At 73.7% G+C, this 14,042-nt stretch carries 15 protein-coding genes; 5 read left to right on the forward strand and 10 right to left on the reverse strand.

The annotated features are described in order from the left end of the window. Nucleotides 1–145: 145 nt before the first annotated feature. From ACFP3R_RS33565 to ACFP3R_RS33575, 3 genes are read right to left on the reverse strand one after another with little or no spacing between them, the layout of a single operon-like run. On the reverse strand, nucleotides 146–1,108 hold the full coding sequence (locus ACFP3R_RS33565) for a cation diffusion facilitator family transporter (protein WP_380642268.1): 963 nt from the start codon (nucleotides 1,106–1,108) through the stop codon (nucleotides 146–148). Continuing rightward, nucleotides 1,105–1,551, reverse strand: coding sequence for a transporter substrate-binding domain-containing protein (locus ACFP3R_RS33570; RefSeq protein WP_380642270.1), 447 nt, complete (start codon nucleotides 1,549–1,551; stop codon nucleotides 1,105–1,107). The genes ACFP3R_RS33565 and ACFP3R_RS33570 overlap by 4 nt, the downstream gene beginning before the upstream one ends. Nucleotides 1,552–1,583: 32 nt before the next feature. Further along, nucleotides 1,584–2,189, reverse strand: a complete 606-nt coding sequence (locus ACFP3R_RS33575) for a superoxide dismutase (RefSeq protein WP_380642272.1) — start codon at nucleotides 2,187–2,189, stop codon at nucleotides 1,584–1,586. Nucleotides 2,190–2,344: 155 nt separating this feature from the next. On the opposite strand from ACFP3R_RS33575, the gene ACFP3R_RS33580 reads away from it, so the two are divergent. The 3 genes from ACFP3R_RS33580 to ACFP3R_RS33590 all read left to right on the forward strand — a co-directional run bounded on the left by ACFP3R_RS33580 (nucleotide 2,345) and on the right by ACFP3R_RS33590 (nucleotide 4,736). Then, the gene (locus ACFP3R_RS33580) at nucleotides 2,345–2,644 is read left to right on the forward strand and encodes a GNAT family N-acetyltransferase (RefSeq protein ID WP_380642274.1); all 300 of its coding nucleotides are present in this window, start codon (nucleotides 2,345–2,347) and stop codon (nucleotides 2,642–2,644) included. Between the two features lie 170 nt (nucleotides 2,645–2,814). Next, the gene (locus ACFP3R_RS33585; protein WP_380642276.1) at nucleotides 2,815–3,273 is read left to right on the forward strand and encodes a CBS domain-containing protein; all 459 of its coding nucleotides are present in this window, start codon (nucleotides 2,815–2,817) and stop codon (nucleotides 3,271–3,273) included. A 179-nt stretch (nucleotides 3,274–3,452) separates the two neighbouring features. Further along, on the forward strand, nucleotides 3,453–4,736 hold the full coding sequence (locus tag ACFP3R_RS33590; protein ID WP_380642278.1) for an ArsB/NhaD family transporter: 1,284 nt from the start codon (nucleotides 3,453–3,455) through the stop codon (nucleotides 4,734–4,736). Nucleotides 4,737–4,763: 27 nt separating this feature from the next. Here ACFP3R_RS33590 and ACFP3R_RS33595 read toward each other — a convergent pair whose 3' ends face one another. The 6 genes from ACFP3R_RS33595 to ACFP3R_RS33620 all read right to left on the reverse strand — a co-directional run bounded on the left by ACFP3R_RS33595 (nucleotide 4,764) and on the right by ACFP3R_RS33620 (nucleotide 10,995). After that, entirely contained in the window at nucleotides 4,764–5,408 is a 645-nt protein-coding gene (locus tag ACFP3R_RS33595) for a response regulator (RefSeq protein ID WP_380642280.1), read from the reverse strand. After that, nucleotides 5,405–6,352, reverse strand: a complete 948-nt coding sequence (locus ACFP3R_RS33600; protein ID WP_380642282.1) for a HAMP domain-containing sensor histidine kinase — start codon at nucleotides 6,350–6,352, stop codon at nucleotides 5,405–5,407. The genes ACFP3R_RS33595 and ACFP3R_RS33600 overlap by 4 nt, the downstream gene beginning before the upstream one ends. 82 nt (nucleotides 6,353–6,434) lie before the next feature. Further along, nucleotides 6,435–7,610 carry a GDSL-type esterase/lipase family protein gene (locus ACFP3R_RS33605; protein ID WP_380642284.1) on the reverse strand — a complete coding sequence of 392 codons (1,176 nt, stop codon included), beginning with the start codon at nucleotides 7,608–7,610 and terminating at the stop codon, nucleotides 6,435–6,437. Nucleotides 7,611–7,660: 50 nt separating this feature from the next. Then, nucleotides 7,661–8,230 (reverse strand): TetR/AcrR family transcriptional regulator, encoded by a 570-nt coding sequence (locus ACFP3R_RS33610; RefSeq protein ID WP_380642286.1) that lies wholly within the window; start codon nucleotides 8,228–8,230, stop codon nucleotides 7,661–7,663. A 100-nt stretch (nucleotides 8,231–8,330) separates the two neighbouring features. Next, complete coding sequence (locus ACFP3R_RS33615) at nucleotides 8,331–10,289, reverse strand: endo-1,4-beta-xylanase (protein WP_380642288.1); 1,959 nt, start codon at nucleotides 10,287–10,289, stop codon at nucleotides 8,331–8,333. Nucleotides 10,290–10,521: 232 nt separating this feature from the next. After that, nucleotides 10,522–10,995 (reverse strand): SigE family RNA polymerase sigma factor, encoded by a 474-nt coding sequence (locus ACFP3R_RS33620; protein WP_380642290.1) that lies wholly within the window; start codon nucleotides 10,993–10,995, stop codon nucleotides 10,522–10,524. A 139-nt stretch (nucleotides 10,996–11,134) separates the two neighbouring features. Between ACFP3R_RS33620 and ACFP3R_RS33625 the strand changes: the two genes are divergently transcribed. Both ACFP3R_RS33625 and ACFP3R_RS33630 read left to right on the forward strand, forming a co-directional pair. After that, complete coding sequence (locus ACFP3R_RS33625) at nucleotides 11,135–11,914, forward strand: DeoR/GlpR family DNA-binding transcription regulator (RefSeq protein WP_380642292.1); 780 nt, start codon at nucleotides 11,135–11,137, stop codon at nucleotides 11,912–11,914. Further along, a complete protein-coding gene (locus ACFP3R_RS33630; RefSeq protein WP_380642294.1) occupies nucleotides 11,911–13,092 on the forward strand; it encodes an MFS transporter in 1,182 nt (393 codons plus the stop codon). The genes ACFP3R_RS33625 and ACFP3R_RS33630 overlap by 4 nt, the downstream gene beginning before the upstream one ends. A 1-nt stretch (nucleotide 13,093) precedes the next feature. Here the strand turns inward: ACFP3R_RS33630 and ACFP3R_RS33635 are convergent, their stop codons facing one another. Next, nucleotides 13,094–14,029 carry a hypothetical protein gene (locus ACFP3R_RS33635; RefSeq protein WP_380642296.1) on the reverse strand — a complete coding sequence of 312 codons (936 nt, stop codon included), beginning with the start codon at nucleotides 14,027–14,029 and terminating at the stop codon, nucleotides 13,094–13,096. Nucleotides 14,030–14,042 lie beyond the last annotated feature (13 nt).

Raw genomic sequence — 14,042 nt, forward strand, 5'->3', positions numbered from 1 at the left:
CGATCCTGCGCACTCGGTGACCGGCCTAGCCGAAACGTGGCGAACGGGTGAATCCGAGTCGATTGCGGATTACCGAACTACGTTGTGACCCAAGTCACAACCGCCGGTGCGCGCGAACCCGCCGCGAGACCCCACCAACGGGTCCTCAGCCGTCCGCCGGACCCCGCTCGATGCGGGTGACGGGCACCACGACCAGGTCGTGCACGCGCCAGTCGAAGTCCCTGGCCCACTCGCCCAGCTCCGCCAGGCGCGCCGGGAGCCCCTCCTCGCCCGTCGGCACGACCAGCAGCTCGCCCACGAACACGTGGCCCTCCTCGCGGACGCGCAGCCACGCGTCGGCCACCCAGTCGTGGTCGAGCACGGCGGCCAGCAACCGGCCCGGCAGCGGGTGCGGGTCGTGGCTCCCGACCACCTGCGGGCGGCTGTCCATCAGGTTCCCCACCGCGCTCCGCGTGGTGTTCACCCCGTCGCGGACGATGTCGGCGCCGATGACCAGCGCGGCCACCGCGTCGGCCCACCACAGGCCGAAGCCGATGCCGAGCACGCCCAGCACCGCCGCCCCGGCGGTGAGCCAGTCGGCGCGGTTCATCTCCGCGTCCGCGTAGAGCACCTTGTCGTGCAGCTGCCGGGCGATCTTCAGCTTGGCGCGGCCCAGCAGGACGGCGGGCGCCATGGTCACCAGCAGCACCGCGATCATCAGCCAGCCCAGCCACAGCTGGACGCCGAACACCTCCACCAGCCCGATGGGCGCGCGCTCACCCGCCAGCAGCCGCGTCAGCGAGTCGTGGACGACGTAGCCGCCCAGCCCCAGCAGCGCCACCGAGCCTGCCAGGAACGCCACGCTGACCGACCGGTGGTAGCCGTAGGGGAACCGCGCGTTCGGCGGCCGGTTGCGGTAGCGGGCGGCGATCAGGAACGCGGCGGGCGGGACCAGCCCCAGCATGTCCTCGATCCAGGCGGCCTTCATCGCCTGCGACTGCCCCAGGGTGACCGCCAGCAGGGCGACGGCCGCCGCGAAGAACGCGATGGTCCACCACTCCAGCCGCACCGCGCGCCGGTGCAGGGCCGCCTTGTCCGGCGGCAGCTCGAACCTGTCCTGCACCCTCACCGGCGCCCTGGCAGCCGGTCGACCTCGTCGTCCGGCAGGTCCAGCAGGAACCGCTCCACCTCGACCTGCCACGCGTTCTCCCCCAGCGGCAGCGCCCACACGTGCCCGTCCACGTACGGGAGGGTCAACGAGGCGTGCTCGACCCAGGGCGACTGCTCCTCGAACCCACCGACGACCACGTCCAGCTCACCGTTGCCCAGCGCCGTCATCAGCGCCGACTCCGAGCCCCGCCGCCACTCGACGCGGGCGCCCACCCCTTCCGCGAACCGCTCCACCAGCTCCACCTCCGCACCCGCCGGCTCCCCGTCCCCCGCCTCGGTCCACGGCGGGTTGTCGGTCACGCCGGCGCGCAGCGCGCCGCCCCGGACGCGGTCCAGGGTGCCGTCCACGTCGCGCGGCAGCCCGCACCCCGCCGTCACCAGGGCCAGGACGAGGACGGGCAACCAGGCCGCCCGCCTCGTCCACCCCGACCGGCTCAACCCCGGAACGGGGCGGTGAAGCAGGCGACCCGGCCGCCCGCGCTGCCGGCCTTGCCCGGTTCGGTGGCCGTGGCCGGCTGCTCGTGCAGCACGACCGAGGCGGGCACGCGGTCGGCGAAGTCGAACGGCACCGCGGTCTCCGCCGTGCCGTTGCCCTCGCCGTCGGTGGTCAGGTCGAGCCAGATCTCGTTCTGCGGGTTGGCGTAGGCCGGGTCGGTCGACGGCTTGTCCGGCGTCGCGGCGGGGTCGGGCTCGTTCTGGAAGTGCGGTCCGGCGTCCGCGCCGGTCTGCCCGCACGGGTCGGTGTGGGCGTGGGCGGCGTAGCCGCGGTCGGGCTGGAGCCCCGAGACGATCAGGCGCACGGTCGTCGTGCCCTCCCCCTCGACCACCTCCAGCTCCAGTTCGCCCCCTGGCGGCGCGGCGGTGGTGTCGTAGGTGAAGGCGGTGTCCGCGTCGCTCACCTCGGCCAGCACCCCGACCTGCCGGTTCGTGACCGCGGACTCGGACGTGGTGGTGGACTCGGGTCCGGCGGCGTCCGAGCCCGACCCACCGCAACCGACGGTGGTGCAGAGCGCGGCCACCAGCACGATGCCGATGCGCATGGCGTTTCCCCTTCGACTACCCCGGTGTGTCACCGAACGACTACCCTCGTCACTCCCCGTGAAAACGTCGCACGAGGACGGGTCCCGCGTGGTCGCGCCACCCCTCGCGGGTGGGCGGTGTTAGGTTCGGGGTTCGTCCAACCAGGAGGAACCGCATGGCCATCGAGGTGCACGACGTCCCCGACGAGAAGCACTTCGCCGCCGTCGTGGACGGGGTGCCGGCCGGTCGGGCCGAGTACCTGCGGACCGCGGGGCTGATCGTGTTCACCCACACCGAGGTCGACCCGGCGTTCGAGGGCAAGGGCGTGGGCAGCGCCCTGGCCAAGGCCGCGCTGGACCAGGCCCGCGCGTGGGAGCTGCCGGTGATGCCGCAGTGCCCGTTCATCGCGAGCTACATCGCGCGCCACCCCGAGTACGTCGACATCGTCTACCGCCGGTCGGAGCCCGCCGGCTGACCGCGTGCACGTTCTCCCCCTCCCCGAATGGGTGTCACACCCGATGGTGGCGGCCGCGACGGTCGACAACACTCCAGGTGTCCGAAACCCCAAGCGCAGTGGGAGGGGGAGCCGTGAACGCCTTCACCGTGCTCCGACCGGTCCACCACGGAGCCCCACGGAACGGTGCCATGCGAGCGTCCGACATCGCCGCCCACGTGCCGACGGTGACCGTCCACGACCCCGTGTCGTGGGCGTTGCGCGTGATGGCGGTGAGCCGGTTGCCGGGGCTGGTCGTGGTGGACGAGGCCGGGCGACCGCTGACCGTGCTGCCCGGCACCCAGGTGCTGCGCCTCGCCGTGCCGGCGTCGTTCCAGGACGACCCGGCACTGGCCCGCACGATCGACGAGGCGCACGCCGACCTGTTCTGGGAGGAGCTGGCCGACCTGACGGTCGGTGACTGCCTGCCGCCCAAACGCGCCAAACCCGTCACGGTCGCGGCCGACTCGACCATCCTGGAGGTCGCGGCGCTGATGTGCCGCGTGCACAGCCCGCTGGTCGCGGTCCTCGCCGAAGACGGCGCGCTGGCCGGGGTCATCACCCTGGAACGGCTGCTGACCAGCCTCGCGGTGTCGCGCCCCGACGCCTGACCCGGCCGACGCCGCACCCCCCTTTTTTCGCCAGACCCGCGCCGCACCCCCCTCGCCGGTGGCGACCGCCCCGCGCGGCCACCGCCTGTGCCCGTCCCCCGCCCCGGCGACCGCCCCGCGCGGCCACCGGGAGTTCACCGTGCCCGGAGGTCGTCCTTGCCCTGCCCTTGGCCGCAGCCATGAGCCCGTTCCTCGCCATCGGCGTCTTCGCCGTCGCCTTCTTCTTCATCGCGACCGAGAAGGCCGACAAGGTCAAGGTCGTGCTCATCGCGTCCGGTGTGATGGCCCTGGTCGGGATCGTGCCCGGCAGCGAGGTGTTCTTCTCCGAGCACGAGGGCATCGACTGGAACGTCATCTTCCTGCTGTTCGGCATGATGGTGATCGTCGGCGTGATCAAGCAGACCGGCGTGTTCGACTACCTCGGCATCTGGGCCGCCAAGCGGTCGCGCGGCAAGCCCTACCGGCTGATGGTGCTGCTCATGGCGATCACCGCGATCGCCTCGCCGTTCCTGGACAACGTCACCACCATCATGCTGGTCGCGCCGGTCACGATCGTGGTGTGCAACCGGCTGCGCATCCCGGCGCAGCCCTACCTGATCGCCGAGATCCTGGCCTCCAACATCGGCGGCGCGGCGACCCTGATCGGCGACCCGCCGAACATCATCATCGGCAGCCGCGCGGGCCTGAGCTTCAACGACTTCCTGGTGCACATGGCCCCGATCACGATCGTGGTGTTCGTGTTCTTCGTGCTGTTCACCAGGGTGCTGTTCCGCAAGTCGTTCCGGTACAACCCGGAACACGTCGAGTCGGTGATGGCGTTGCAGGAGAGGCGCGCCATCACCGACACCCGCCTGCTGGTCCGCTGCCTGGTGGTGCTGGCGGTGGTGGTCCTCGGGTTCGGCCTGCACTCCGTGCTGCACGTGGAACCCGCGATCGTGGCCCTGCTGGGCGCGGGCGCGATGGTGCTGGTGTCCAAGATGGACGTCGGCGAGGTGCTGCGCGAGGTCGAGTGGCCCACGCTGGTGTTCTTCATGGGCCTGTTCGTGATGGTGTCGGGCCTGCTGCACACCGGGGTGATCGGGGCCATCGGCGAGTGGTCGATCGACGCGGTCGGCGACAACTACTTCCTCGCCGCCACCGCGCTGCTGTTCGGCTCGGGCGTGCTGGGCGCGTTCTTCGACAACATCCCGTACGTGGCGACCATGGCGCCGGTGGTCGAGGGCCTGGTGGCGGAGGCGCCGGACCCGGAGACCGGCGAGTCCCTGTGGTGGGCGTTCGCGCTGGGCGCGGACTTCGGCGGCAACGGCACCGCGGTGGCGGCCAGCGCGAACGTGGTGGCCATCGGCATCGCCGCGCGGGCCGGGCACCGGATCTCGTTCTGGCAGTTCACCAAGTACGGCGCGCTGGTCACCGCGCTGACCATCCTGATGGCGTGGGGCTACGTGTGGCTGCGGTACTTCTGACCCCCGGCGCACCCGCCCGCCACGCGATCAGGGCTCGATCAGACCGACCCTGATCGCGTAGCGGGTGAGCTCCAGGCGGTCGCGCAGGCCGAGCTTCTGGAGCAGGTTGGCGCGGTGCCGCTCGACGGTCTTGGCGCTGATGAACAGCAGGTCCGCGATCTCCTTCGAGGAGTGGCCCTCCGCGACCAGCTTGAGGATCTCCTCCTCGCGGTCGGTGATGGGCCGCGCGGGCAGGGAGCCCTCCCGGGCGCGGTCGAGGTAGTCGCGGATCAGCGCGGTCACCGCGCCCGGGTACAGGAACGGCTCGCCGCGCATGGTGGCCCGGCACGCCTCCACCAGGTCGCGGTCGGCCACGGACTTGAGCACGTAGCCGGACGCGCCGACCTTGAGCGACTCGAAGAAGTACTGCTCGTTGTCGTACATGGTCAGGATGAGGATGCGCAGCGCCGGCAGCAGCCGGGACAGCTCGCGCGCCGCCTGGAGGCCGGTCATCCGGGGCATGGCGATGTCCAGGATGGCGAGGTCGGGCTCCTCGCGCCGGGCCGCGGCGACGGCCTCCGCGCCGTCGCCCGCCTCGGCCACCACCTCCAGGTCCGGCTCGTTGTCGAGGATGAGCCGGACGCCGCGGCGGACCAGCGAGTGGTCGTCGGCGAGCAGGATGCGGACGGTCACGGCGCACCCACCGGGACGCCCAGGCGCACGACCGTGCCGCCGCCCTCGGCCGGTCCGATCTCCAGGTCCGCCCCGATGAGCAGCGCCCGTTCCCTCATGCCGGTGATGCCCGCCCCCTCCTCGGCGCCGCGCAGGCCGCGGCCGTTGTCGCGCACCAGCAGCTCCACGCCCGCGCCGGTGCGCCGCAGCGACAGCTCGGCGTGCGTGGCGCGGGCGTGGCGCGCGGTGTTGGTCAGGCACTCCTGGGCGACCCGGTAGACGACCAGTTCCTTCTCCTCCCCCAGCGCCGGCAGGTCCTGGTCGAACCTGCTGCGCGCGGTCGGCCCGTCGTGGGCGGACATCTCGGCGGTGAGGGCCTTGAGCGCGCTCGTCAGGCCCAGCTCCTCCAGCACGCCGGGCCGCAGGCGGCGGGCGATGCGGCGGATCTCGTCCAGGCCGGCGCGCGTGGTCTCCTGCACCTGGCGCAGCTCGGCGCGCACGTCCTCGGGTGCCTGGTCGGCGACCCGCTTGAGGTCGAGCAGCACCGCGGTGAGCGTCTGGCCGACCTCGTCGTGCAGCTCCCGGGCGATGCGGCTGCGCTCGGCCTCCTGCGCGGACAGCGCCCGCGCGGCGCTCAGGCCGCGCTCGGCCTCCAGCCGGTCGAGCATCCGGTTGAACGCCCTGATCAGCTCCGGGATGTGGCCGCGACCGGACACCGCGGGCCTGGGGTGCGGCTTGAGCAGGTCGGTGGTCGTCATGGCGTGGGCCAGCCGGTCCAGCGGGGCGAGGCCGACGCGCAGCAGCACGGCGTCGATGACGAGCATCGCGCCCAGGCCCCCGGTCACCACCAGCGCCTCGGTCAGCAGGACGGGCGTGGACACGGTGACGGGGCCGAGCGTCAGCACGCCGGTGGCCGTCACCAGCACCGCCGCGTTGAGCAGGAAGATCCGCCAGAACAGGAACACGCACCGCCTCCGGTCCACCAGGCTGCCCGGACGCGCTCCGGGACGTCCATCCGTGGTGGCACCCATGTTGCCCCGGCGGCGGTCACCCCGCCCGGCGCCCCGCGAACGCGCCGTCGGCGAAGACCAGCCCGGCGAAGCGCTCGCCCATGAGCCGGTGGGTGGCGGCGTCCGGGTGGAGCCGGTCGGGCAGCGGCAGCGCGGCGGCGTCCGCCTCGCCGTAGAGCTCGCGGCCGTCGAGGTGGTGCAGGTTCGGGTCGTCGGCCGCCCGCCGCGCCACGATCCGGGCCAGCTCCTCCCGGATGACGCCCAGGGTCAGCTTCCCCCTCTCCCGTTCCGCCGGGTCGCCCGTGGCCAGGAACCGCACCCGCCCCCGGGCCAGCTCGGCGGTGTCCAGGGCGCCGGGACCGGGCGTGTCCTCGTGGATGGGGCACAGGATGGGCGAGACGACCAGCAGCGGCGTGGTCGGGTGGCCCTCGCGGACGGTGTCGAGGAAGCCGTGGACGGCCGGGGTGAAGGCGCGCAGGCGCATCAGGTCGGCGTTGACCAGGTTGATGCCGATCTTGACGCTGATCAGGTCGGCGGACGCGTCCCGCAGCGCGCGGGCGGTGAACGGGTCGAGCAGGGCGCTGCCGCCCAGGCCGAGGTTGACCAGGTCCACGCCGCCGAGGGAGGCGGCCAGCGCGGGCCACGTGGTGCTGGGGCTCGCGGCGTCGGAGCCCTGGCTGATCGAGCTGCCGTGGTGCAGCCACACCCGGCGGCCCCGGTCGGGCGCGGGCTCGACGGGCGCGTCGGTGCGCAGGGCGACGAGTTCGGCCACCTCGTTGTGCGGCAGCCAGATCTCGACGTCCTTGGCGCCGTCGGGCAGGCCGGTGAAGCGGAGGGTGCCCGCCGGCCCGGACCGCCGCTCGGCGGCGCCGGTGGCCAGGTCGACGACCAGGGTGTTCCCGCCGGGCACGCTCGCCTGCCCGACCAGGCGGTTGTCGACGACCAGGTCGTACACGCCGTCCGGGCGCGGCGGGACGCCCCGGTAGACCCGCTTGGTGGGCAGGGTGTCCAGCTCGACGGTGGTGGCGCGGGTGCGGAAGACCAGCCGCACGCCGGAGGGCTGGGCCTCGACCGCGGCCAGCTGGCCGTCGGAGAACTGGGCGCGGGCCCGCGCGGGCAGCCGGTGCGGCAGCAGGCCGCGCTCGGTGCGCTCGACGTCGAGGGCGCCGCGCAGGAGGTCCGGGGTGACGGGTGTGGTGATGGGGTCGCGCATCGCTCTCGCCTGCTCGGTCGGGGTGTTCGGGTGTTCGGCGCGGGCCCCGGTCACGGGGCGGGCCAGTTGCGCAGCAGGGCGTCCAGGGCGTCCAGGACGCGCGTCCAGCTCTCCTGGCTGTCGGGCGCGCTGTGGCTGAACCCACCGGCCAGCTCCAGGCTCACGTAGCCGTGGAAGACGCTGCCCAGCAGCCGGACCGCGTGCGTCTGGTCCGGCTCGGCGAGGTCGTAGCCGCGCAGGATCGCCCGCGTCATCCGCGAGTGCCTGCCGCCCGCACTGGCGGCGGCCGTGGCCGGGTCGAGCCTGAGCTGGGTGGCGGCGTAGCGGCCGGGGTGCTCGCGGGCGTAGTCGCGGTAGACGTCGCCCAGCGCGGCCAGGGCGTCCCGGCCCGCGCGGCCGGCCAGCGCGGCGGCGCCCCGGTCGGCGAGCTCCTCCAGGGCGAGCAGGGCGATCCGGGTCTTGAGGTCGTGGGAGTTCTTCAGGTGCGAGTACAGGCTCGCGACCTTGACGTCGAACCGCCTGGCCAGCTCGGTGACGGTCACCTGGTCGAAGCCGACCTCGTCCGCCAGCTCCGCGCCCGCTCGGGTCAGGCGTTCCGGGGTGAGTCCTGCGCGTGCCACGGTCATCCCTCCTGTTCCCTGAAGGGATTATGCGCTTGCCTAAGCTGTTTAGGCAAATCCCTCGGTGGGATCGGAAGTCGATCCCACCGAGGGGCCCGTGCTAGCCGAGCCGGCAGGCCAGGCCGTTGAGGGTGAACGCGGTCGGCTTGGCGTTCACGCCCGACCAGGTGCCGAGGAAGCCGATCGACGTCGAGCCGCCGGCCGGGATCAGGTGGTTCCACCCGACGTGGTCCACGGTGACCTGCCCGCCGGACTGGCGGAAGGCGCCGTTCCAGAGCTGGGTGACCCGCTGGCCGTTGGCGTAGTTCCAGGTGAGCGTCCACCTGTCGATGGGCGCGGTGCCGCGGTTGGTGACGCGGACCGAGCCCTGGAAGCCGTTCTGCCACTGGCCCGCGATGTCGTAGGACACCGCGCAGCTCGCGGGCGGCGGGGAGTCCGTCGTGGTCGTGGTGGTCGTCGTGGTGGTCGTCGTCGTGGTGGTCGGGCCGCCGATCTGGCTCGGGTCCACCACGCCCCAGTAGGCGTCCTTGGCCTGGAGGCGGGTGTCGAACAGCAGCGGGTGGTCCTTGCGGGTCACCGGGAAGCTGTCGAGCCAGGTGTTGTCGTCGGCCAGGCCCCACAGGGTCACCGAGCTGATCTCGCCGGAGTGCCGCTTGAAGACCTCGAACAGGTCGCGGTAGCGGTGCGCCTGCGCCAGCAGCACCTCGGCCGGCGGGGTCGGGTAGGACTGGCTGTTGTCCGTGTAGACGGAGACGTCCATCTCGGTGATCTGCTGGTCCACCCCGAGCGGCGCGAACTTGGTGATCATCGCCTCGGTCTCGGCGACCGACGGCCACTGCACGTTGACGTGCATCTGGTGCCCGACCGCGTCCACCGGCACGCCCTCGGCCCGCAGCCGCGCCACCAGGTCGTGCAACCTGTCCCGCTTGGCCGGGACGTTGGTGTTGTAGTCGTTGATCACCAGCACCGCGTCCGGCGCGACCTCGCGGGCCACCCGGAAGGCCGTGCGGACGTAGTCGAGCCCGGCGATCTCGAACCACCGGCTGCGGCGCAGGCCGTCGGCCTGGGTCTCGTCGATGACCTCGTTGACCACGTCCCACACGCCGATGTCGTCGCCGAAGTGGCCGACCACGGCGCGGATGTGCGCCTCCAAGCGGGCCAGCAGCAGCGCCTTGTTCGCCGGGGTGGCGGTCATGTCCGCGCCCGCGGCGTCCCGGAACACCCAGGCGGGCGTCTGCTGGTGCCAGACGAGGGTGTGGCCGCGCACCGCCATGCCGTTGGCCCGCGCGAACGCCACCAGCGCGTCGGCGTCGGTGAACCGGAACGTCCCCTCGGTGAGCTCGGTGGCGTCCCACTTGAGCTGGTTGCCCGGGGTGAGGGAGTTGAAGTGCTTGGCGAGCAGTTGGCCGTGGTTGCCCAGGAGCTGCGCGGGCTCGACCGCCGCGCCGACGGCCTCGAAGTGGTCGGCCAGCGCGTCCTTCACCGACGGGATGTCGGTCTGGATCGGGGGCAGCGGCGTGTAGGAGAGGGTGAAGTCGTCGATGTGCAGCGACGCGGTGGCGCTGGTCAGCTCGACGTAGGCGGCGAGGAAGTCGACGTCGGCGGCGAGGGTGTAGCCACCCCGGAGGTTCACCCAGCCGTCGGCGGTGACGGCGGTGTCGCCCACCACCTGGTCGTAGGACGGGGTGCCGGCGGTGCGGCGCTCGACGGACAGCCGCGCCTGCGTGGCCGCCTCGCCCACCGCGAGCCGGACCCAGACCGACAGCTCGTATCTGGTGCCCGGGTCGACCTCGTCGAGCAGGTCGAGCGTCGGGCCCTCCCAGTTCTGGGTGCGGCCGGTGGCGGCGAGGCTGTGCGTGCCGCCGTGGGCGACGGCGGTGCCGACCTCGACGGCGTGACCGCCGCGCGGCGCCCAGCCCTGCGTCGTGGCGTCCTCGAACGTGCTGGTGACGACCACGACCGGGTCATCCGCCGCGGCGGCGCCCGAACCGACCTGCGCGACCGCGACCAGCGCGGCGACGACGGAGGCGGCGAGCGCACCGGCGAGAACTCTCCTCATCGAGAATCCCTCTCCCGTGAACCGGCTGGGAGCGCTCCCAGCCGGTTCGAACGATAGGGAGGCGATCAATCGCCGGCCAGGCCCCGTTCAGACCAACCGGCCGGTTGGCGGGGACGGGTGCGGGTGGGCGGCGAGGGCCGGCTGGGCTGCGGTGGCCCATTGGCGCGGCGCCGGGCAGGCAGCCGGGCAGCCGGTAGCCGGGCAGGCAGCCGGACAGCCGGGCACCGGACCCTCATGCCACCAGCAGGCCGCGCAGCGCGGCCAACCCCTTCGCCGCCTGGCTCTTCACCGTCCCCTCCGCGCACCCCAACCTCCGCGCCGTCTCGGCCAGGCTCAGGTCCTCGCAGTACCGCAGCACCACCACCGCCCGCTGCCCCGGCGGCAACCGCGCCAGTGCGGCGCGCACGTCGAGCACGTCCTCCACCCGCGCCGGCGCGACGGGCACCGGGGGCGGCTCGTCCACCGCGGTCTCGTGCCTGCGGGACGACCGCCGCACCTCGTCGATCGCCGTGCGCACCAGCACCTTCCGCGCGTAGGCGTCCAGGCGCACGTCGCTCCCCAACCGCGGCCACACCGCGTACAACTTCACCAGCGTGGTCTGCGCCAGGTCGTCGGCGTCGTGCCGGTCGCCGCACAGGCGGAGGGCGGCGCGGCGCAGCGGCGCGGCGCTCGCGTCCACGTACGCCTGGAACTCGTGGTCGGTCACCCCACCGGTTGGCCGCGGCCGCGCCGGGCGTCCCCGTGGTCCGCGTCACACTGCCCCGAACACCCACTTCCCACCACGCCACTATGAGCGTTCCAACAAACAACTTGTTCGAACGCACATCCCTTGTCACCATCACCGGGTGAAGAGCGCCGACCGGCACCGGGTGATCGTGGAACGGCTCCGCACGTCGGCCCAGGTCGCCGTGGTGGAGCTGGCGGCGGCCACCGGGGCGTCGGAGATGACCATCCGCCGCGACCTCGACCTGCTCGCCGCGAGCGGCGTGCTGCGCCGGGTGCACGGCGGCGCGGTGCCCGCCACCCCCTCGGGCGTCGAACCGCCGTTCGCCGCCCGCGCCACCTCGGCCGCCGCCGCCAAGCGCGCGATCGCCGCCGCCGCGGTCGAGCTGATCCGGGACGGCGAGACCGTCCTGCTCGACAGCGGCACCACGACCCTGGAGGTGGCGCGGCTGCTGCGCGAGCGGTCGCTCGCGGTCATGCCGCTGTCGCTGCACGCGGTCCGCGAGCTGCTGGACGCGCCCGGGGTGCGGCTGCTGCTGCCCGGCGGCGAGCCCCGGCCCGGCGAGCTGGCCCTGGTCGGCCCGCTGGCGCTGGCCTCGCTGCGGGCGCTGCGCTTCGACGTGGCCGTGCTCAGCCCCTGCGCGCTGAGCACCACCGGCGGGCTCACCGCCCACGACCTGGCCGACGCGGAGGTCAAGCAGCAGGCGCTCGCGGTGTCCGCCCGCACCATCGCGCTGGCCGACGGCAGCAAGTGGGACCGCACCGCCATGGCCCACGTCTGCCCGGCCGACCGGCCCGACGTGCTCGTCACCGACACCACCGCGCCGGAGGACCAGCGCGCCGAGCTGGCCGCGCGCGGTGTGCTGGTGCACGTAGCCCAACCCGCACAGGAGAACCCGTGACCCACCCCCTGCCCCGTGCCGCGCGCGTCGCGACCTGGACCTACTTCACCCTCAACGGGTTCGCCGTCGGGATGTGGGTGGTGCACATCCCCAACGTCGAACGCGCCACCGGCATCACCCACAGCGCGCTGGGCGGGCTGCTGCTCGTGCTGGGCGCCGCCGCGTTCCTGGGGATGCAGGTCGCCGGCCCCCTGGCCGACCGCTTCGGCCAGCGCCGCCTGCTGCCCGCGGCGGGCGTGCTGCTGGGCCTGGCGCTGGTCGGTCCCGGCCTGGCCGACTCCTGGTGGACGCTCGGGATCGCGCTGTTCTGCCTCGGCTTCGGCAACGGCACCATCGACGTGGCGATGAACTCCCACGCCGTGGTGGTGGAACGCGCCTACCCGCGCCCGATCATGGCGGCGTTCCACGCGATGTGGTCGATCGGCGGCGCGCTGGCCGCCCTGGTCGGCGCGGGCACGCTGGCCGCCGCGGTGCCGACCGCGGTGACGCTCGGCTCGGTCGGCGCGGTCTGCGTGGTCGTCTCGCTGGCCGCCGCCCGGTTCGTGATCGACGCGACGCCCGAGCCCGAGCGGCCCGGGAGCACCGAGGCCGCGCCGTCGGCCAGGCCGTCGCGCAAGCTCGTCTGGCTGCTGGGCGCCATCGCGTTCGCGATGATGCTCGCCGAGGGCGTGGCCAACGACTGGGCGGCGCTGCACTCCGAGGACGTCCTCGGCACGTCCACGAGCACCGCCGCGTTCGCCTACGGCTCGTTCGCGGTCGCGATGACCGCCGGCCGGTTCGCCACCGACCGGGTCGCCGCGCGGGTCGGCCCGGTGGCCATCGTCCGGTACGGGTCGGCGCTCGCCGCGCTCGGCCTGACCCTCGTGGTGTTCACGCCGTGGTTGCCGCTGGCCCTGGCCGGCTGGGCGCTGTTCGGCCTGGGCCTGTCGGGCAGCGTGCCGCAGCTGTTCAGCGCGGCGGGCAACCTCGACCCGCGGGCGTCCGGGGCGCTGATGGCGCGGGTCGTCGGGCTGGGTTACGTGGGCCTGCTGGCCGGCCCGGCGCTGATCGGCGGCCTGGCGCACTGGATCCCGCTGAACGCCGCGTTCGCCGTGCCCGTGGTGCTGTGCGTGGTGGCGGCGGTGTTCGCGGACGTGCTGGCCCCTCGGTCGGCGCCGGCCGAGGAGCCCGTCGGCTGACCTACTCGCAGCCCGTTCCGTCCTTGTCGTGGTCCAGGCCGTAGACGTCGGGACCGATGACGGTGACCGGCCCGCTGACGTAGGCGGGCCCGTTGCCGCTGCCGCCCGCGCAGTCGACGTCGCTGGAGATCGGCACGCACGGCGTGTAGCTGGCGTGGCAGCCGTTGTTGGGCGCGGGCTGCGGCTGTGGCTGGGGCTGGGGCTGAGGTTTGGGTTGCGGCTGAGGTTGCGGCTGGGGCTGGGGCTGCGGGGCCGGCGCCACAGTGGTCGTTGTCGTGGTGGTGGTCGTGGTGGTCGTGGTGCTCGGCGGCGGCGTGGTGGTCGGCCGGGCCGTGGTCGTGGTGGTCGTCGCGGCCGCCGCGGTGCTCAGGTCGGCCGCCGTGCTCGTCGGCTCGTCGTCGTCGGTCAGGGCGCCGATGAAGGCGAACAGCAGGGCGACGATCCCCACCGCGATCCACACCGGACGGCGGGACTTCTTCGGCACGGGCGGGAGCGGCGGCCCGGCGGCGAACGCGGCGGTGTGCTGCGGCGGCACCTCACCGAACGCGGCGGTCGACACAGGCGGAAGCGGCGGCACCGCCCCGAACGCGGTGGTCGGCTGCGGCGGCACCAGCGGGAGCACGCCCTCCGCGTCGCGCGGCAGGCGCAGCAGGACCTCCAGCCCGCGGGGCCCCCGCTGCACCACCGCCTCGCACCCGGGCCGACCGCCCCGGTCGGCCACCTGGCTCACCAACCCGGCGTAGCGCTGGGACATCAGGTGCGTCAGCTCGCCGACCCGCCGGCCGTCCAGCAGGACCTCGACCACGCGCCGGCCGCGGTGCTTGCCCGTGCCGACCGTGCACCACCCCAGCTCGACCGCGACGCGGCGGTGCGCGCCGGGGACGACGTCGTACCGGCTCAAGGCGGCCTGGTGGTGCTCCTCCCGGGTCACCGTCACGGTGGCCTCTCCC

Origin of the sequence: Saccharothrix lopnurensis, assembly GCF_042658445.1 — a bacterium.
Taxonomy (GTDB): Bacteria; Actinomycetota; Actinomycetes; order Mycobacteriales; family Pseudonocardiaceae; genus Actinosynnema; species Actinosynnema lopnurensis.